Annotated in this window: 18 protein-coding genes; 7 read left to right on the plus strand and 11 right to left on the minus strand. The window is 65.9% G+C overall.

Features of this window, described 5'->3' with window-relative positions; translation table 11 throughout:
• Window positions 1–130 precede the first annotated feature (130 nt).
• Entirely contained in the window at window positions 131–805 is a 675-nt protein-coding gene (locus WG901_RS15960) for a response regulator transcription factor (RefSeq protein ID WP_339588086.1), read from the plus strand.
• A 280-nt stretch (window positions 806–1,085) separates the two neighbouring features.
• Window positions 1,086–1,646: a GNAT family N-acetyltransferase gene (locus tag WG901_RS15965; protein ID WP_339588087.1), complete on the plus strand. Its 561-nt coding sequence runs from the start codon at window positions 1,086–1,088 to the stop codon at window positions 1,644–1,646.
• Window positions 1,647–1,661: 15 nt separating this feature from the next.
• On the opposite strand, the gene WG901_RS15970 is transcribed toward WG901_RS15965, so the two are convergent.
• Window positions 1,662–1,850 carry a hypothetical protein gene (locus WG901_RS15970; protein ID WP_339588088.1) on the minus strand — a complete coding sequence of 63 codons (189 nt, stop codon included), beginning with the start codon at window positions 1,848–1,850 and terminating at the stop codon, window positions 1,662–1,664.
• A gap of 80 nt (window positions 1,851–1,930) precedes the next feature.
• Entirely contained in the window at window positions 1,931–2,587 is a 657-nt protein-coding gene (locus WG901_RS15975) for a glutathione S-transferase family protein (protein ID WP_339588089.1), read from the minus strand.
• Between the two features lie 134 nt (window positions 2,588–2,721).
• Here WG901_RS15975 and WG901_RS15980 point away from each other — a divergent pair, with 134 nt between their 5' ends.
• The gene (locus tag WG901_RS15980; protein WP_339588090.1) at window positions 2,722–3,654 is read left to right on the plus strand and encodes a TauD/TfdA dioxygenase family protein; all 933 of its coding nucleotides are present in this window, start codon (window positions 2,722–2,724) and stop codon (window positions 3,652–3,654) included.
• A 94-nt stretch (window positions 3,655–3,748) separates the two neighbouring features.
• Here the strand turns inward: WG901_RS15980 and WG901_RS15985 are convergent, their stop codons facing one another.
• Together WG901_RS15985 and WG901_RS15990 are read right to left on the minus strand one after the other, a co-directional pair.
• A complete protein-coding gene (locus tag WG901_RS15985; RefSeq protein WP_339588091.1) occupies window positions 3,749–6,466 on the minus strand; it encodes a TonB-dependent receptor domain-containing protein in 2,718 nt (905 codons plus the stop codon).
• An 80-nt stretch (window positions 6,467–6,546) separates the two neighbouring features.
• Complete coding sequence (locus WG901_RS15990) at window positions 6,547–8,181, minus strand: hypothetical protein (protein ID WP_339588092.1); 1,635 nt, start codon at window positions 8,179–8,181, stop codon at window positions 6,547–6,549.
• A gap of 508 nt (window positions 8,182–8,689) precedes the next feature.
• On the opposite strand from WG901_RS15990, the gene WG901_RS15995 reads away from it, so the two are divergent.
• From WG901_RS15995 to virB11, 3 genes are all read left to right on the plus strand, one after another.
• Window positions 8,690–9,046 carry a hypothetical protein gene (locus WG901_RS15995; RefSeq protein ID WP_339588093.1) on the plus strand — a complete coding sequence of 119 codons (357 nt, stop codon included), beginning with the start codon at window positions 8,690–8,692 and terminating at the stop codon, window positions 9,044–9,046.
• A gap of 155 nt (window positions 9,047–9,201) precedes the next feature.
• Window positions 9,202–9,480, plus strand: a complete 279-nt coding sequence (locus WG901_RS16000; RefSeq protein ID WP_417603491.1) for a TrbC/VirB2 family protein — start codon at window positions 9,202–9,204, stop codon at window positions 9,478–9,480.
• Window positions 9,480–10,505, plus strand: coding sequence for a P-type DNA transfer ATPase VirB11 (gene virB11 / locus WG901_RS16005; protein WP_339588094.1), 1,026 nt, complete (start codon window positions 9,480–9,482; stop codon window positions 10,503–10,505). Before WG901_RS16000 ends, virB11 begins: the two co-directional genes overlap by 1 nt.
• A gap of 3 nt (window positions 10,506–10,508) precedes the next feature.
• Here virB11 and WG901_RS16010 read toward each other — a convergent pair whose 3' ends face one another.
• Both WG901_RS16010 and WG901_RS16015 read right to left on the minus strand, forming a co-directional pair.
• Window positions 10,509–11,297: a DUF4198 domain-containing protein gene (locus WG901_RS16010; RefSeq protein WP_339588095.1), complete on the minus strand. Its 789-nt coding sequence runs from the start codon at window positions 11,295–11,297 to the stop codon at window positions 10,509–10,511.
• 81 nt (window positions 11,298–11,378) lie between these two features.
• Window positions 11,379–11,771: a cupin domain-containing protein gene (locus tag WG901_RS16015; RefSeq protein ID WP_339588096.1), complete on the minus strand. Its 393-nt coding sequence runs from the start codon at window positions 11,769–11,771 to the stop codon at window positions 11,379–11,381.
• A 121-nt stretch (window positions 11,772–11,892) separates the two neighbouring features.
• On the opposite strand from WG901_RS16015, the gene WG901_RS16020 reads away from it, so the two are divergent.
• Entirely contained in the window at window positions 11,893–12,705 is an 813-nt protein-coding gene (locus WG901_RS16020) for an AraC family transcriptional regulator (RefSeq protein ID WP_339588097.1), read from the plus strand.
• Here the strand turns inward: WG901_RS16020 and WG901_RS16025 are convergent.
• The 5 genes from WG901_RS16025 to WG901_RS16045 all read right to left on the minus strand — a co-directional run bounded on the left by WG901_RS16025 (window position 12,702) and on the right by WG901_RS16045 (window position 18,057).
• Window positions 12,702–13,412, minus strand: a complete 711-nt coding sequence (locus WG901_RS16025; protein WP_339588098.1) for an EthD domain-containing protein — start codon at window positions 13,410–13,412, stop codon at window positions 12,702–12,704. The genes WG901_RS16020 and WG901_RS16025 overlap by 4 nt on opposite strands.
• A gap of 43 nt (window positions 13,413–13,455) precedes the next feature.
• Window positions 13,456–13,959, minus strand: coding sequence for a nitroreductase/quinone reductase family protein (locus WG901_RS16030; protein ID WP_339588099.1), 504 nt, complete (start codon window positions 13,957–13,959; stop codon window positions 13,456–13,458).
• Between the two features lie 107 nt (window positions 13,960–14,066).
• Window positions 14,067–14,381 carry a hypothetical protein gene (locus WG901_RS16035; protein WP_339588100.1) on the minus strand — a complete coding sequence of 105 codons (315 nt, stop codon included), beginning with the start codon at window positions 14,379–14,381 and terminating at the stop codon, window positions 14,067–14,069.
• 9 nt (window positions 14,382–14,390) lie between these two features.
• Entirely contained in the window at window positions 14,391–15,890 is a 1,500-nt protein-coding gene (locus WG901_RS16040; protein ID WP_339588101.1) for a Ppx/GppA family phosphatase, read from the minus strand.
• A gap of 13 nt (window positions 15,891–15,903) precedes the next feature.
• Complete coding sequence (locus tag WG901_RS16045; RefSeq protein WP_339588102.1) at window positions 15,904–18,057, minus strand: RNA degradosome polyphosphate kinase; 2,154 nt, start codon at window positions 18,055–18,057, stop codon at window positions 15,904–15,906.
• Window positions 18,058–18,080 lie beyond the last annotated feature (23 nt).

Here is an 18,080-nt window from a genome sequence, read left to right on the forward strand (position 1 = left end):
TACCTGCGGTTACGCTATTATTTGCTGCGGCGACGCTCGCACGCGCGCTTTCTTAGCTGCGTCATCGAACCGTCATGTATGCGTCACATGACTTGGGCATGACCCGCCCGTGAACGGCAGGGGCGTGCGGATGCGTCATATCGATATCTTACTTACCAACGACATCGACGGCGGAATTGCGCCCTTTCGCCATGGCGAGCTCGAGGCGGTGTTCCACCGCTGGACGAACCTCGGCGAGCTGCCGCTGCTCGAAGGCGCGCTGTGGGCTTTCGTGGACTGGGTCCTGCCGGAGATTTCAGGGCTCGAGCTGTGCCGGCGGCTGCGCTGCGATCCGCTGACCGCTCAGGCGCACATCACGATGATCCTCGATGAGGATGATCAGGAATCGCGCCGCCGCGCGCTGCGTACCGGCGCGGACGACTATATGGTCGGCCCGGTCGACCGCGCGGCGCTGCTTGATCGCGTGCTGTCCTTGCAGATGCGCGATCACGATGCCGGTGCATTGCGCGCGGTCACACTCGGCCACCTGACGATTGACCTGGCCGCTTTCCAGGCGCGCTGGCAGGGCAAGCCGATCCCGCTGATGCCCAACGAGTTCCGCTTGCTGCGCTATTTCGTCGAGCATCCGGGGCGTGTGTTTACGCGCTCGCAGCTGATTGCCGCGTTGGGCAAGCAGGAACCGCCGGTGGACGAGCGTACGGTCGACGTCTGGATCGGCCGTCTGCGCCGCGCGCTGCGTGCCGCCGGTGCGGGCAACCCGCTGCGCACGGTGCGTTCGTTGGGCTACGTGTTCGATTCGCTGTAGATCGTGCCGAAACGGCCGAAAACGGTCGTTGGCGCGCTCTGGAAACGGCGTGCGATGACTTGTCCACAAGCCCCTAGACGATGGTCTGAGCGGGGCGCCCGAGCCATGGACTCGGCGCGCGATCCGGCATAATTCGCGCCTCGCTACTGCAACGAAATTCGCGATCGAGCCTGCCGGATCCATCCGACTGGGAGGGTATCTTGCGATCTTCGTGGGGCACGGTGGCGTTTTCCCGGGAGCTTTCGCCCCCAGCCTTTCACTCTGGACTGCGGTACTGCCCGTGATCGAAACCGAACGTCTGATTCTCCGGCCCTACACGACCGAGGACTTCGCCGCTTACTGGGCGATGCTGTGCGAGCCGGTCGATCGCTTTCCGTCGCGTCAGATGCTGTCGCAGGAAGACGCCTGGCAGCGCATGCTGGCCGCGGCGGGGCATTGGACGTTGTTCGGCTATGGCGTGCTTGCTGCCATCGAAAAGGCTACGGGCGTCTATGCCGGCGAGACCGGGCTCATGACCATGCAGCGCGACATCGGCGAGCGCTTTGCCGGATGCGACGAGGCAGGCTGGTATCTGACCGCGCAGGCACGCCGGCGCGGCTTGGGATTCGAGGCGGCGCAGGCCCTGCATGGGTGGTACGGGGCGCGTTTCTCCGGCCGCCGGACCTATTGCATCGTCGACAGCACCAATACGCCCTCGCTGAATCTGGCGATCAAGCTCGGCTACGAGGCGCGTGACCTGCAGTCCTGTGGCAACCAGGAAATGGTGATCTTCGAGCGGAGTCGGGTCAGAGGCATGACCCGGTTCTATCACGCGCCGAGCCGGTCAGCGGCCTTGCACTGAACCGATGTCCGGCGGTCACCAGATCTCGGCGAGCGTCTGGCTGACCGCGCGGGCGCGCCGCTTGCGTTCGACCGCGAGCTCGGCCTTGTAGAGCATGGCCAACTGGTCGTGGGCAGTAGCAACATCCCGCGAGGAAGCCTCGCGCGCCAAGCGCTCTTCCTGCGCGATACGCCGTTCGAAACTCGTCATCTGTGCATCGAGCATGTGATCTGCTCCTCTCCCCGCACCCGCCATTTTCGCGGATGTGCAAGTCAGTGTCATGACACGGCAGCAGACCGCGGCCTCTAGCCGTTCGCCGCCTGGCTGCTCTCGAACACCGCCAATTGCGCAGCGAAGGCCCTCTGGTAAGCCGGTCGCGCTACGCCGCGCGCGACGTAGTTGGCGAGGTTGCGATAGCCCTCGATCATACCCGATCGCTCGAGGCGGCGCAGCACCGTTACCGTGAGCAGATCGCCGGCGCTGAAGTCACCGTCGAGCCATTCGGCCGCGCCGAGCCGCGCCGAAAGCTCGCGCAACCGCGTGTGGACGCGCTCGTCCAGAACCGCGCGGCGATCATCGTACCAAGGTTTGTCGCGATCGAAGAGCCGCGCCATCTCGCTGTCGACGATCGGCGGTTCCAATGTGTTCAGCGCCGCGAACATCCAGCCGATCGCACGCGCCCGCGCGTCTGCGTCCGCGGGCAGCAGGCCGACGTTGCGCTCCGCGACGTGCAGCACGATCGCGCCCGATTCGAACAGCACGAGATCGTCTTGTTCATAGGTCGGGATCTGTCCGAAGGGATGGAGCGCCAGATGCGGCGGCTCCTTCATCGCCGCGAAGGAAACGAGCCGCGTGACGTAGGGCTGACCCACTTCCTCGAGCGCCCAGCGTACGCGCATGTCGCGCGCGAGACCGCGGCCCTGGTCGGGCGAACTTTCGAAAGCGGTGATCGTGATGGTCATCTTCGGGCTCCCGCTGACGGCGCGCACGGGGGCGCCGCTTCCGCCACAGACATGCGCAGGGCCTGTGCAGTCGAGGCGACTGGGCATAGAATGCCGCAAACAATCGCACGTCGGAAGCTGCGAAGGAGGATGTCATGGATATTCGTGCGCTCGATGAAGGCCTGTCGTTCGGGGCGCGGGTCGGCGGCCTGACGGCCAGCCAGCTCAATGACGCGAATGTGCGCGCCGAGCTCAACCAGCTGTTCGAGGACTGCGGCGTCATCGTCTTCGAGGACGTCGAACCCAGCGCGCAGATGCAGGTCGACGTCAGCACCGTCTTCGGTCCGCTCAAGGATCATCCGGTCAACACGGTGGCACGCGCGGACCGCGAGGATGCGACGCTCACCGGCGTGATCGAGATCGCCACAGGCGACGAGAAATGCGTGGTCGAGATCGACGGAAAACCGTTGATCACTTGGCAGCCGTGGCACTTCGACCATGCCTACAACGACGAACTTAACCGCGCGGGCGTGCTGCGTTCGATCAAGATCGCCAAGGAGGGCGGTCGCACTGGTTTTGCCGATGGCGCGCAGATCTGGCGCGACATGGATCCGGCGATCCGCGCCAAGGCCGAAGGGCTCGAAGTGCTCTACAACCTCGACCTGCGCTACACGCATCAGAAGTTCGGACTGCCGAAGACCTTCCGCGAACTGCGCCCGCACGACATCGACATGGAAGCGATGATCGCGTCCAAGCCGCGTTCGATCCATCCGGCGGTCTGGACTCGCGCCAGCGGCGAGAAGGTGTTCCACATGACGCCCTACGGCTGCCAGGGCGTGGTCGGCGACGAGAGCCCCGCGGCCTTCGCGCTGCTGTCCGAGATCTGGGACGAGGCGATGCGCGTGATCAAGCCCTACTATCACCAGTGGCACGCGACCGACATGGTGATCTGGGACAACTGGCGCGTGCTGCACGAGGCCTGCGGCTGCAATCCCGCCGAGGAGCGCATAGTCCACCGCACGACGATCAAGGGCGACTATGGTCTCGGCCGGTTCGAGACGACGCCCGAGCTCAGCGGCGCCGCCTGACCAAAAAGAAAGCCCGGCTCCTGAAGAGCCGGGCTGAGTTGGTTGACGGGAGGAGGGATCGGTCCCCGTCAGGGTGACTGGTTGGAACTTGCGACTAGAACTTGATCGCGGCCGATAGCGTGAAGGTCGTGCCGACGTCGTAGGTGTTGAACTCGACGACGTTGGCGCCCGCCTGCTGGTATTCGCGATGACGCGTGTGCAGCAGGTTGCGGCCTTCGGCCTTCAGCTCGAACTCCTGGCCGAGGAACGTGACACCTTCGCGAAGGACCAGGTCGAGGTTGATGCCGGGACGCTCGATCACGTCGGGCTGGCCGGTGAAGCCGCGGCTGACGGCACGCGGGCTTGCATAGCTCAGCAGGATCGTCTGCTGCGACAGGCGCTCGGTGTTCTCCAGGCCGAGTTGCAGGTTGACGAGGTGATCGGACTGACCGGTCAGCGGTGCATCGTCGCGGAAGTAGTCGGTCGCCTTGGTCGAAGCCGCGGCGTAGACAGCCACGGTGTCGGTATCCTTCACCTGCAGCGTGGACTTCGAATAGGTGTAATTGGCAACGATCACCGCGCGGCGGCCCGTGAGCCAGCCACCGGCTTCCGACAGGTCGAAGTATTTCTGCAGTTCGAACTCGGCACCGTAGAGCTGGGCCTTGGGCGCATTCGCATAGCTCGTGACGGCATCGCCGGCGAGCGGGAAGACGAACGATTCGATCGGGTTGTTGATCTTCTTGTAGAAGCCCGAAATCGACAGACGCTGCTCGGGGGCGAAGTACCACTCGACGCGGGCCTCGCCGTTGTAGAGCTGGCTGTCGATCAGCAGCGGGTTACCCAGATACTGGCGGTTGCTCTCGGGATCGAAGAACGGTTGATAGATCAGCTCGCGGAACTGCGGGCGGGCGATCGTCTTCGAGGCGCTGAGGCGGATCTGCAGGTCGGGACGGACCTGATAGGTCAGCGTCGCGGCGGGTAGCCAATAGTCGTTGTTCAGCGGGGCCGGATTGGCAAAGGTCGGCGGCGTGGCGAACACCTGGACAGCCTCGACCGACTGCTTCGCCTTTTCGAAGCGGACACCTGCGTCGAGGCTGAACTGCTCGTTGAGCTCCCAGTTCACCTTGGCATAGCCGGCATAGTTGCGCAGCTTGCCGCGGAATGAAGGGGTCGAGGTGTCGGATTCGATCAGGTCTACCCCGCCGACGGGCGTCGCCAACGCGTTGCCGTTCGAGTCCTTGGTGATGCCGTTGATCAGGCCGGGCGAGAGCAGCAAGTCGGGGCGCAGAACGGCGGCCTGATTCGGGAAATTGCTCGAAGCGCGGAACAGGAACTGGCGGCGCGAGCTGACGCGGTTTGTGTCGCTGAACGTGCCGCCGATCGTGGCCTTGAGAGAGGGCATGACCTCGTAGGTAACGTCGATGCCACCCGACCACAGATCCTCGTTGAGGTTCGAGAAGGTGACGCTGGCTTCGCCCTGGTTGCCGTTCAGGCGGTTGACATAGAGCGAGCCGAAGGGATCGGCCGCTGCGTTGGTGCGAACATATTCGAACGAGAACTCGTAGGGCGCCTCGCGCTGCGAATTCGCATAGCCGGCACGAACGTCGACCGAGAGGCCATCAACGGGCTTGAACTCGCCGACGAGTTGGGTGTCGATCAGTTGACGCTCGTACCAGGCAGTGTCCTGCTTCATGCGATCGGTGTCGGGGTTCTGCGCCGGGTTGCGGCCGACGCCCAGACGCGCCTGCTTGATCGTGTCGCGGATATAGAGATTGGTCCAGCGGACCTTGTTCTCCCCCCATTCGAGACCGAAGCCGAGCATGCCGTTGGCGACGATGCGGTTGTCGGTGGTGGTCCGGGTGAAGTCCTTTTCCAGCGTGGACAGGTCGGGATTGGCCGCCGGCGTCTGCTGTAGCGCCTGGCGGTTGCGCCACTTGTTGCTGAAGCCGGCCGCGGCGATCACGCCGAGGTCGACACCACCGAGATCGAAGGTCTTGCCGGCCGAGAACGAGATCGAATAGGCGGGCGGCAGATCGTGCACGCGCTGCAAGGTGGCGCGGCTGAAGCGAACCAGTTCGCTGCCGATCGCGCGGCCGAGCGTGGGATTGCCGTTCACCAGCGCGCCGCTGTCGAAATAGGACTGCAGTGCGGGCGGCAGGTCGCGGCTGCCGTTGTCGAAGCCGGTCCAATCGGACTTGGCGCCGAAATAGCTGTAGCCGTTGCGGCCGGTAGTCTCGGTGTCGACCGTGCCGCCGACGCCGATGGTGATGAACGGGTCGCGCGGGGTCGACTTGGTCGTGAGGTTGATCACGCCGCCGCCGAACTCGCCCGGATAGTTCACCGAGTAGCTCTTCTGCACGAGCGACGAGGCGATGACGCCGCTCGGGAAGATGTCGAGCGGCACCACGCGGCGCAGCGGTTCGGGGCTGGGCAGCGGTGAACCGTTGAGTAGAGCCAGCGAATAGCGATCGCCGAGGCCGCGGACGTAGACCAGGCCATTGCCGACGACGCTGAGGCCGGTGACGCGGCCGAGCGCGCCGGCTATGTTGCCTTCGCCCGTGCGCGCGATTTCGGCGGTCGAGAGGACCGAAATGACCTGGTCCGATGCCTTGGCGATGTTGCGTTCGCGGTTGCCGGTGACGACAATCTCGCCGCCGGGCACCGAAACCTCGACCTCTTCCTCTTCGGGCGCCGCGGGAGCGGGCTGGGCCACGGTTTCGCCAGTCGGCGGCGTATCGGCGGGCGGCGCAGCGTCCTGCGCATGGGCGATGGATGGCGCAACGAGGGCTGAGGTGAGCAGCAAAGCGCCGGCGAGCCGCGACGTCTTCGACATCGGAAATCCCCTAAAATCAGATGCAAGGACGGGGGCAGCCACGACCGGCTGCCCCCGTATTCAGGTCAGGCAGCCGCCGTTCAGGTGGTGGGCAGCGAGGTGCACGACGTGTTCGTCGCGCCGAGGTTCGCTGCCGCGCTGTTGCAGGTCCAGCCCGCGTACCAGGTGTCGGTGGCGTTGCGCACCGCGCCGATCCAAGTGGTGGTGTCGAAGAAGCTCGACGTCGCCTTGGGATCGGTGGCCGTGACCGCCGTTTCGTTCGCGCCGTTGATGAACAGGCTGCTGAGCGTGCTCGTGAAGGCGTCGTTGTTGTTGTTCGCACCCGAGCCGAAGGCCGTTGTGGTTTGGGCGGGGGTGTACGAGCCCGAGCCGAGGAACTTCGCGGCGTTGCAGCTCAGTACGACCGAGCGGGCGGTGATCGTCGCAGGCGTGGTGCCTGTGCCGTTCAGGCGAACGCACTCGTTGTTGGGGCTGAAGATGATGCCGTTGATCAGCGTCGTGTCCGAGTTGCCGCGGAACAACCCCGAAGCCTGATCGTTGGACTCGTTGTTGGTGCTGGTCTGGCGCTGGATCGCCGTGAAGTTGGCGACGGCCAGCTTGGTGCGCGGGGTATCGGTTTCGAAGCCGTTCGAGTCGATCTCGAACAGGGCGTCACCGGCGCCGTCACGCTGGACGATCAGCGCATACTGGACGTTCATTTGCGCACCGGTGTCGACGTCGAGGCTGTCGTCGTCTGCGCCGACCGAAACATAGTACTTGAGGTTCGGGCTGCCGCCGAACCATTCCGAACCGTCGTCCGAGCTGTTGTACGACTGGATGTGGTCGAGCACGGTGCCGGTGCCGACGCCTTCGCCGGTCAGCGACTGCAGTTCGACGTTCGAGCCGAGGATGAAGCCCGAGTAGCGGATCTGCACGTAGCTCATGCGGCCGGCGTTATAGGTGCTGTCGGTGCCGCCAAACACTGCGGGGTCGGCAGAGCCTTCCGTCGGTCGCTCGCAGGTGTTCGAGGCGACGCTGCCGGTGGCGCAGTCGGTGGTGGGCGCGCGGCCCATCAGCACGACTCCGCCCCACTGGCCCTGCGAGGTCTCGCCGACCTGGCCAGCGACGTTGTCCTTGCTCGTGAAGATGATCGGGTTGGTGGCCGTGCCGACAGCGTTGATCTTGTTGCCGCGGTTGACCGCGAGCCAGGAGGCGCCCGGAGCGCCGATCAGGATCGCACCGGCGTCGATCGTCAGCGTGACGTTCGTGTCGGCAATGAGCTGACCGCTGCCGTTGACAATGGTTGTGGGGAGAGCGGTCGTCGGGCAACCGACCGTCGAGGACGTGATGGCAGCCGCGCTGGTCGGCGCCTTGAAGCCACCATCGCAGCCGACGTCGACGCGACCGTTCATCTGGTAGACGAGGCCGGCGATCTTGGGGAGCGTGGAGCTGCGGTCGATGTTACGCGGCAGGGTGCAGACGCGGTACGAACCGGTCGGGCCCGAGATGACGCCGTCGTCCTTGAGCTGCGTGGTGGCGGTGATCGTCGGGCACGAAGAGGCCGCGACGACATTGCCGGCACCCGGGGTCGGGGTCGGGCTCGGGCTGGGCGTCGGAGCGGGATTGTTGATGATGACGTTGCCGCCGGTGCCGGGCGAAGCGATGTCGCTCGGTCCGCAACCAGCAAGCGCAACGGCGCTGCAGCCGACAAGCAACAAGCCATGGATATTCTTCACGGTAAATTCCCCCTCATGGTCGAGCGGCGCGAGCCCTCTGGCCGCGGCGAATCGCCAATTAGAGGAGGTAAATGACAGTTTGTTTTCGGTATCATGACAGTATCGGTATTGTTGTTCATGACGTTTTCGTGACAATTGTGTCAGTGCTTGCTTACAGGCGGTTTCGGCTTTTTCCGGGCCTCGAGTAATTCGGCCTGAGTATTAGATTGCGGATGAAGATGCCGGTGAAAGTCCGGCAGTGAGCGACGCGCGCAGGTGGGTGCTGGTCGAGTCGGCTGCTTTTCCCGAATCGGTGTGCGATTGCCGGCATATGGCGATTGCAGTCTTATGACACTCACGTCATTCTTGCGCTCGCAGCGCCTGCGGGCGGGGGCGGCGATCGCGGCGAATCGGCGGAAATTGGCGGATGCACACGTCGATTGCAGTTTTATGACAGCTGCGTCATTTTGTTTCCAGATCGCGATGAATGCGGTTTACTCGTGCCATTGCATTGATGGGGAGTTTGCCAATGTCCGCTACTCTGACGCTCGCAGGCCTCCTGCTTGCCCAGTCCGCCTGGTTCGTCGATCCGAGCGCGATCGAACGGACCGATGTCGCTTACGAAGCGATGGCCCACGGTCGCACCGATGCCGCGATCACCCAGCTTCGCGACAACGCCGAACGCGATGCCGCTACGCTGATCAATCTCGGCACCGCCTATGCCCGCAAGGGTCAGCGCGCCGAGGCCCTCGAATGTTTCAACGCTGCGATGGCTGCCGATCGCTATGAACTGCAACTTGCCGACGGAAGCTGGATGGACTCGCGCCGCGCCGCTCGCATCGCTGCCGCGCGGCTCGATCGGGCGAGCACGCTCGCCTCGCGCTGACCGGTTTGAGGCGTCGCCGCAGGTCCTTTTCCGCAGCCTGCGGTGACGCTTCGTCACATTGCCGTCATTTTACTGGCGCAACGGGCCCGCAGGAGGGCCCTGTGACACACCGATTCCCGAAGTCTTCGCCGCTGCGTGCGGCCTCTATCCTTTCCATTCTCTTGCTCCTCGTTCCTGTGCCGGCCTTCGCGCAGGCAGTCGGCGGCGCTGATCCCGCAGGCTCCGGACCGATCGTCGCTGCCATGGGCTGGCTCCAGGGCACGCTGCTCGGCAACGTCGCCACGGCGGTCGCGGTCATGGCCGTCGCCGCGGTCGGCTTCATGATGCTGACGGGCCGGATGAACTGGCGCTTCGGTGCGACCGTGATCATCGGCTGTTTCATCCTGTTCGGCGCCGGAGCGATCGTCACGGGCATCCAGTCGGCCGCGGGCTGATGGGCGGCGAGATCGTGCCCCTTCACGATGGCCCTCTTCACGCCGCCGCCGCCAGCGGGCAGAAGGCGACCGTGCCGCGCAGCGTCTATCTCGATGCCTATCTCGCCCCCTTGCGCCCCTGGCTCGAGCGCGAGAGCGTGACCGAGATCCTGGTCAATCGCCCGGGCGAGCTCTGGGTCGAGGATGCCATGCATCCGGGCATGCAGCGCATCGAGCTCGCCGAAGTAGACGACGAATTGCTCAAGCGGCTGGCCGAACAGGTCGCACGGATCAGCCACCAGGGCATCAACCGCGAGCATCCGCTGCTCGCCGCTACGCTACCCGACGGCGGACGTATCCAGATCGTCGGCCCGCCGGCGACGCGCCGCAACTGGGCCATGGCGATCCGCCGCCACCGCCTGCTCGAGCTGCCGCTCGACGCCTATGACCGCGGCCCGATCGCCGCGCCTATCGAGGCGCCGATGCCCGATGCGCAAGACGAGCCGATCGCCTTTCTGCGCGAGGCGATCCGCCGACGTCGCACGATCCTGATCTCGGGCGGCACCTCGACCGGCAAGACCACCTTCCTCAACGCCATGCTCAGCGAAATCCCAGGCGATGAGCGTGTGGTCCTCGTCGAGGACACGGCCGAGCTCCGGCTGCCGGGCGCCAATGGCGTCGGCCTGATCGCGGTCAAGGGCGAGCTGGGCGAGGCCAAGGTCTCGGCCAACGACCTGCTCCAAGCCGCGCTGCGCCTGCGCCCCGATCGCATCGTCCTGGGCGAGCTGCGCGGCACCGAGACCGTCAGCTTCCTGCGCGCGATCAACACCGGCCATCCGGGCTCGTTCTCCACGGTCCATGCCAACACCCCGCGCGGCGCGCTCGAGCAGATCGCGCTGATGTCGATGCAGACCGGCATCGGTCTCACCCGCGCAGAAACGCTCGAATATGCGGCCTCGGTGATCGACGTCGTGGTTCAGCTCGACCGGCGCGAGGGCAAGCGCGGCATTGCCGCGATCGCCGAATCGCAGGCCTTGCTGGGCTAGCGATCAGCCGGCCTCGAAGGCCACTGTCACGGTATAGCTATAGAACGGCGCCGCCGCCCCGCTCGGCGCAGCGGCGCGGTGGCGGACAAGAAGGAGATAGCGGCCGGCGTCGGGAGCCGTCACGGTAAACCGGCCGGCCGCGTCGGTCTTGACCTCGGCCACCTGCTTGCGGCCGTCGTAGAGCCCGGCCTCGCGCCACAGCGTCACATTGGTGGCCGCGAGTGGCTTGCCGTCGAACAGCGCTTCGAACTGTGCGGGCGCACCCGCGGCATAGGCGGTCGGGTCGATCAAAGGGTGGAGTTCGAGCGCCTTGCCGCGCGGAGCCAGCGCGCCGAGGCCGGTGGGCTTGCCGCGCAGGACATAGGCGTCGGCCAAGGTCGTGCTCTGTACCGCGGCGGTCTCGGCCCCGGCCGGCGGCGCGCCGTCCTCGCCGGCCATCTTCCATTCGGTACCGCTGCGAAACATCTTGCCCATGCGTCCGAGCCGCTGTCCCGACGAGAGGCGATAGACGCCGTCGGCAGGCACCGCTGCCTCGACCAAGGTGCGATCGGCGGTGAACAGCGGCGCGCCGAGCCTGGTCACCTTGCCGTCGGGTGCGGTGATGTCGAAAGGCGCGTCCTTCATGGCGATGTCGGGGCGGAAGGCGTCCTCGCTGAAGGACGCCTCGATCGACACCTTGTCGCGCGGGCCAAGGTCGAACAAGCCAGGCTCAACATAGGGCATGTGTGCCCAGGCAGGGGCGCTTGCGGCCAGCGCCATGAGCGCCGTGGTAACACGCTTTGCGATAGTCATGATCGTCATCCCCCGAACCTCGCTGATTACGCGTAAATACGCGAACGATTCGCAATAGCAAGATCCATCGGAGAACTGCGCTCAATCGCCGTCGAGCGGCGCAGGCCGGAAGCTGTGATCAACACGCGCGCGGAAGTTGAGCAGCCGCGCGGGAGCCTCGCCGGTACGGAACGAATAGGTCACACCCGCGGGGATGTAGATCGAACCACCCGCAGCGAGCGACTTGTCCTGCCAGTGCAGCGAGCCTTCGGCGACATAGAAGATCTCGTCCTCGTCGTGGGCGTGTGGCGCGATCAAGGTCTGCGGGTTCAGCCGCATCTCCATCAGCTGCATGGTCTTCTCGTCGCCGCCTTCGTGGAACGAGAGCTGGCCCTCGAGCTCGGTCGCGTCGATGTGGTCGCGCATCCAGCCCATCGGGATGTCGCCGATCTTGCGCCAGACGAGATGATCGGGGTGGTGCACGCGGATCGTCATGATCGTTCTCCCTTTTGTCGATCGCGGAATGCCATGCCCGAGCTTTGACTGTCTCGCGGTCATCGGCCAATGTTGCCCCTCAAACGGCCATCGCCGCGGCGATCGGGCAGAGGAGCAAGACGTGGCGCGGTTCGACATCGATCCGGATCTCGAATGCGGGCTGGTTACGCTGGTCGATCCGGCCTCGCGCGCTTTCGCCGGGGCGCTGATCCAGGACGAGTTCGACATCGACAGCCCGTGGCACCACCACGACATGCACCAGCTGCAATATGCCTTCGAAGGCTCGATGGAACTCGAGGACGATGACGGGCGGCACCTGTTGCCACGCAGCCTGGCCGGCTGGATCCCGGCGGGCACGCGCCATCGTAACAGCCTGCACCGGATCTCGTCGGTCTCGGTGCTGCTTGCGCCTGACTGCGTGCCCGAACCGGGCGAGGGCGTGCGTATCCTGCGGGTCTCGCCGCTGATGCGCGAGATGATCGCCGAGGCTGCGCGCTGGCCGCTCGGCACGCGCCCCGACGCGACAGGGGAGGTCTTCTTCGCCGCCTTCGCGCGGCTTTGCGGCGAATGGATCGCCGATCGCGCGCCTTTGACCTTGCCGACCACGCCCGATCCCGTACTCGGCGTCGCCCTCGCGGCGGTCCGCGCCGATCCCGCCGGTTGTCGGATGGACGATGCGGCAACGGCCGCCGGCCTGTCCGAGCGTTCGCTGCGCCGGCGCTGCCAGGCGCAGCTCGGCATGGGCTGGGACGAATACCGCCGGCGGGCACGGCTGCTCGCCTCGGTCGAGGCGCTGACCGAAAGCGAGCGTTCGATCGCCCAAGTCGCCGCCGATGTCGGCTTCGAGAGTCAGAGCGCCTTCGCTCGGGCTTTCCGCCGGCTCACCGGCGAGGCGCCGCAGGCCTTTCGCGCGAAGGCGCGGCGGCGGGGTTAGGCCGGTTTGGGCTCGCGCGGCCAGCGGTGCGTCGGGCGTGTGAGCATCGTGATACCGGCGTCGAGATCGCAGACTTCGGCCAGCTTTTGGGGTAGTCTGGTGATCTCGGGCTTGGCGAAAGCCTCGATCGCGGCGTCGATGCTGGGAAACCAGCTTTCGTCGATCGCCTCGAAGGGGAACTCGACTGGCGGGCCGTCGACCGTGGAGTTCAGCGCCCAGCGCTGGACCCCGAGCGCGGGCGCGAGTTCGGCGGCAAGCTGGCCGTATTCGCCCTGAAGGAAGCCGTCGAACCGTTCGCGCGAGACGCCCTGCTTGCGCTTGAGGAAACGAAAGATCGCGGCCTCACCGACCTTGCCGTCGACGAAGCGCGTTTCCTGCGCCCAGAAGCTGAACTCGGGCGTGTAGCGATCGAACACGCGCAGTTCGTCCTCGTCGATCAGCGCGCGCTGTTCCTTCGAGAAGCCCTTGCCGTAGAAGGTGTCGAGCACCGGCGCCTCGGCGACGCTGACTCCGTCGTGCTCGGTCGAGACGGGCAGTTGGGCGACGCGCGGATCGTCGACGCGCGTGGTGTAGCGCATCCAGTCGATCGTGCCGTCCATCGCGGGGAACTGGCTGGCGAAGACCGCGTGGCTCTTCCACGTGCGCGGCCAGTCTTCCCAGGCGACGTTCTTGGCGCGTCGCGCCAGGTAGAGCATCTTGTAGGGCATCGGTTCTTCCTCTCGATTCATGCGGGTCCGAGCCCGCTTCGTGTCAGTCCAGATCGGCCTCGCTGAACACCGCGATCGGTTCGATCGGCTTCATGGCGATCAGCGGGATCACGCGTTCGGTGCGCGTCTGGTAGACGCCGTAGAACGGATAGGAGTCGACCATGAAGGCCCAGACCTTGTCGCGATCGGCTCCCGCGGGCTCGCGCCAGGTGGCGCGGAAGGCCTGGGTGGCGATCTGGAAGTCGACCGTCTCGGCGGCCAGGATGTTGTGGTACCAGTGCGGGCTTTCGTCGGCGCCACCCTTCGAGGCGCAGATCACCACTTCACCGCCTATGTCGCCATAGGACAGGCCCTGGATCATCGTCTTGCCGCTTTTGCGACCCTTGTAGCGGATCAGGCAATGGGTGCCGAACGGATGGCCGCCGGCGCCGGTCAGGTCCATGATGTGGCCTTGGCGCCCGCCCGAGCGCAGATAGAGCCGGCGATGCTCCTTGACCCAGTCGAAGGTGCCCGCCGGGCGCGTGATTTCGGGTAGTTGTTCGCTCACCTTGCTGTCTCCCTCGGCGTGGGGACTATGCAGCATGATGGCGCGGAACGAGAACACGGCGAGGCAAAGCGGCTAGTCGCTGACGGCAAGGCAGGCGGAAGGAGGCGCTAGCCGCCGGCTTCGCGGCACTTCATGTCGATCAGCCGGCGTGCGAGCGCGCTGACCGAGCCGCCCTCGCGGGCGATCTCCGCGTCGACGCAGCGACTGCTGGGGCGGCGATCGTCGAACATCCGCTCACGCAGCCGACGATCGAATTCGACGAGGTCCGCCTGTTCCTGCGCGGTGAGTTGGCCGATCTGCTTGGCGCCCGCGAGCACGGCCTCGTAGTTGATACGCGCCTGGGCGGTCCGATCCTGCGCGATTGCGGTACCGCTCGATACGAGGGCGGTCGCGATCAGCGCGGCTTGCAGTGGTCTGGTCATTGGACCGTACTAGCCAGCCGCGATGGCGTCCGCCAGTTTGGCCGCGGGCTCGGCTTCGAGCCAGGTCGCGAGCTGGCGCAGGTCCTTCTCGACGCCTTCGGTGTAGAGCGGCCGCGCCGGGCCTTCGACCGCGAGGGTCAGCTTGCCCTTGTCGAAGCTCAGCGTGCTGTGCGCCAGCGGTTGGGCAAGGCAGCCGCTGAACCGGCGGCACAGGCGCGTGGCCAGGCCCCAGGTCACGGCTTCGCGCAGTTCGGTGGCGGAGGCAAGGCGCAGGTATTCGTCGGGAATGGCGGTGCGGCCGGCGTTGGCGATCGCGGTCATCGCCAGGATCGCACGCTCGCGGTCACCGATACCGATCCAGCGCTTGCGCAGCGCCCAGTCCATCGCCTGCTCCATGCGCAGATTGGGTTCGATTCGCTGAGCGGCGAGTGCGAGCAGGGTTGCGGCAAGGCGCAGGCGCTGCTTGGCCGGCGCATCGGTGGCGCAGACACCGGCGGTCCAGTCCGCGACCATCGTACCCGAGGCGGCCGAAACATCGAGCGTTTCGGCAAAGGCGGTGACGCCCGCGAGCATCGGGTCCTGTGCCTGGACGGTCGGGCTCATGCGGCCGTAGAGCAGGCCTTCGCGCAGACCCCAGGCCGAGAACACGAGGCTGGCGGGCTTGATCTCCTCGGCCAGGACGCAGAGCAGCGCGGCGGCATCGGGCAGTGAGGCGAGGCGCGAGGCCGAGATGCGCGGGACATCGCCGCCCTTGATCCTGGCGGCGGTGACCTCGCGGAAGATGCGGATCGCGGTCTCGGTGTCGAGCTCCCAACCGTGCGGATCGTCGAGCGGCCAGTCGAGCTTGGCCATGGCATAGCGTGCCAGCGCGCGCCACGAACCACCGACGAGGTACATCGGCAGTCCGGCGCCCTCGGACCAGTCGGCCGCGTGTAGCGCCTTGCGCACGCGCGCCGCGAATTTCTGTGCGCCGGCGGCGCGAAAGGCTTCGAGCCGCAGCGTCCCGAAGGGCATGGTGATGCCGTGGCGCGCGGTCTTGCCGTCGATCTCGGTCAGTTCGAGGCTGCCCCCACCGAGATCGGCGACTACGCCTTTAGCGCCGGGGAAGGCGGCCATGACCCCGTGGGCGCTGGCCGTGGCCTCCTCCTCGCCCGAGAGCAGGCGCGGGCTGAGGCCCAGCGCTTCGACTGCGGCGAGGAACTCGGGTCCGTTGCTGGCATCGCGCGCTGCGGCCGTGGCGACGGTCTCGACGTCGGTAACGCCCATTAGCTTGAGCAGCGCGGCATAGCGGCCAAGCGCCGAGAGCGCGCTCTTCATCGCCTTGTCCGAAAGCTCGCCGGTCTCGCCCATGGCCTTGCCGAGCTTGGCCGTGACCTTTTCGTTGAGCAGCACGGCGGGCGCGCGCGGCGGCCCGCCGTAGACGACGACGCGCACCGAGTTCGAGCCGATATCGATGATGGCGTGACGATCGTTCATGGACTTGCCGGTGATCCGCTTTGACTCGAACATTGCGCCGGCCTCGTCACACGTTCCCCCGGCGCAAGGCAAGCTTCGGCACCTTGCGTCCACTGGTAAGTGCGGCACCCCGGCCGGACAGCGAGGGGTTGGTCATGAAGTAACGATGCAGATTGAACGGAGTTTCGCCCTTTTCCATCCGGCGCCACGATCCGTCGGGCGCGAGCAGCCACGATTGCTCGGTGTCGAGCAGGTTGGCCAGCATGACTTGGCTGAGCACCTGGTCGTGGACGGTGCGGTTGCGGATCGGCACGAGCAGCTCGACGCGGCGGTCGAGATTGCGGCTCATGCCGTCGGCCGAGGTGATGAACACCTGCGCGCGGCGGTTGGGCAGGTCGGCGCCGTTACCGAAGACCCAGATGCGGCTGTGCTCGAGGAAGCGGCCGATGATCGACTTGACCGTGATGTTCTCCGACAGGCCGAGGATGCCCGGGCGCAGGCAGCAGATGCCGCGCACCACGAGGGTGATCTTCACCCCGGCCTGGCTGGCGTCGTAGAGCCGATTGATCAGCTTCGAATCGGTCAGCGAATTGAGCTTGGCCCATATCGCCGCGGCCTTGCCGGCCTGGGCATTGGCGATCTCGCGGTCGATGCAGTCGTAGAGCCGTTCGCGCAGGAAGATCGGCGAGATCGCCAGCATTTCCAGTTTCTGCGGTTCGACATAGCCGGTGATGAAGTTGAACAGCTTGCCCGCATCGCGGCCGAACTTGGGATCGGCAGTGAAGAACGACAGGTCGGTATAGATGCGCGCGGTGATCGGGTGGTAGTTGCCCGTGCCGAAGTGGCAATAGGTGCGGTAGGCGCCGTTCTCGCGGCGCACGACCATCGAGACCTTGGCGTGGGTCTTCCAGTCGACGAAGCCGTAGATCACCTGGACCCCGGCGCGTTCGAGCTGGCTGGCCCAGAACAGGTTCTGCTCCTCGTCGAAGCGCGCCTTCAATTCGACCACGGCGGTGACCGACTTGCCTGCCTCGGCCGCGGCGATCAGCGCTGCGATCACCGAGGACTGGTTGCCCGCGCGGTAGAGGGTCTGCTTGATCGCCACGACATCGGGGTCCGAAGCCGCCTGGCGCAGGAAGTCGACCACCACCTCGAAGCTCTCGTAGGGGTGGTGGACGACGATGTCCTTCTCGCGGATCGAGGCGAAGCAATCGCCGTCGTGCTCGAGCACGCGCTCGGGATAGCGTGAGGAATAGGGCTCGAACTTGAGCTCGGGCCGGTCTTCGTCGACGATCTTGGACAGGCCGCTGAAGCCGATCAGCCCGTCGGTCTTGATGACGATCGCCTTGTCGAGCCCGAGCTGGTTGCGCAGCAGCGCTTCGGCGGCAGGGTCGAAGTCGCCTTGGAGGTGGAGCATGATGACGAGGCCGCGCCGGCGCCGCTGGATCGCGGTGCGATAGTAGCGGACGAGATCCTCGGCGTCCTCCTCTAGCTCGATGTCGCTGTCGCGCAGCACGCGGAATACGCCGTGGCCCAGCGCGCGGAAGCCGGGGAACAGCACCTCGGCGTTCTGGCAGATGATGTCCTCGACGCTGATATAGGCGGCTTCCTCGCCCGGAAGCCGGATGAAGCGCGGCAGGGCCGAGGGGATCAGCACCATTTCCATCAGCTCTTCGCCATCGGCCACGCGGTTGAGCGCGAAGAGGATGCCCATCCCCTGGTTGGCGACGAAGGGGAAGGGGTGCGCCGGGTCGATCGCCTGCGGCGTGATCACCGGCATGATGTGTTCGAGGAAATAGTCCTTGAGCCATCGCGCGTGGCCGTGGTCGCGTCTCTTGCCTTCGCCGACGATCGTGATCCCGCATTCGGCGAGCTGGCCCTGGAGCACCTCCCAGGCTGCCTGCTGGCCAAGCTCGATCGCGGTCACCGCCTCGCGGATCGCCGCGAGCTGCTGCGACGGGGTCAGGCCGTCGATCGAGGTCTCCTCGATCTTGCGGCGTACCTGGCCGGCGAGACCGGCGACACGGACCATGAGGAATTCGTCGAGATTGCTGCCCGAGATCGACAGGAAGCGCAGCCGCTCGAGCACCGGATAGTCGGGATTGCCCGCCTCGGCGAGCACGCGCTGGTTGAACGAGAGCCAGGAGAGTTCGCGATTGAAGAAACGCGGTTCGCCCACCGCCAGCGGGCCGCTACCCGTCTGAACCGCCTCCGTAGTCATCATTTCCCCGACAGCAAGCATCC

The sequence above is a fragment of the Novosphingobium anseongense genome (assembly GCF_037482895.1).
Lineage (GTDB): Bacteria > Pseudomonadota > Alphaproteobacteria > Sphingomonadales > Sphingomonadaceae > Novosphingobium > Novosphingobium anseongense.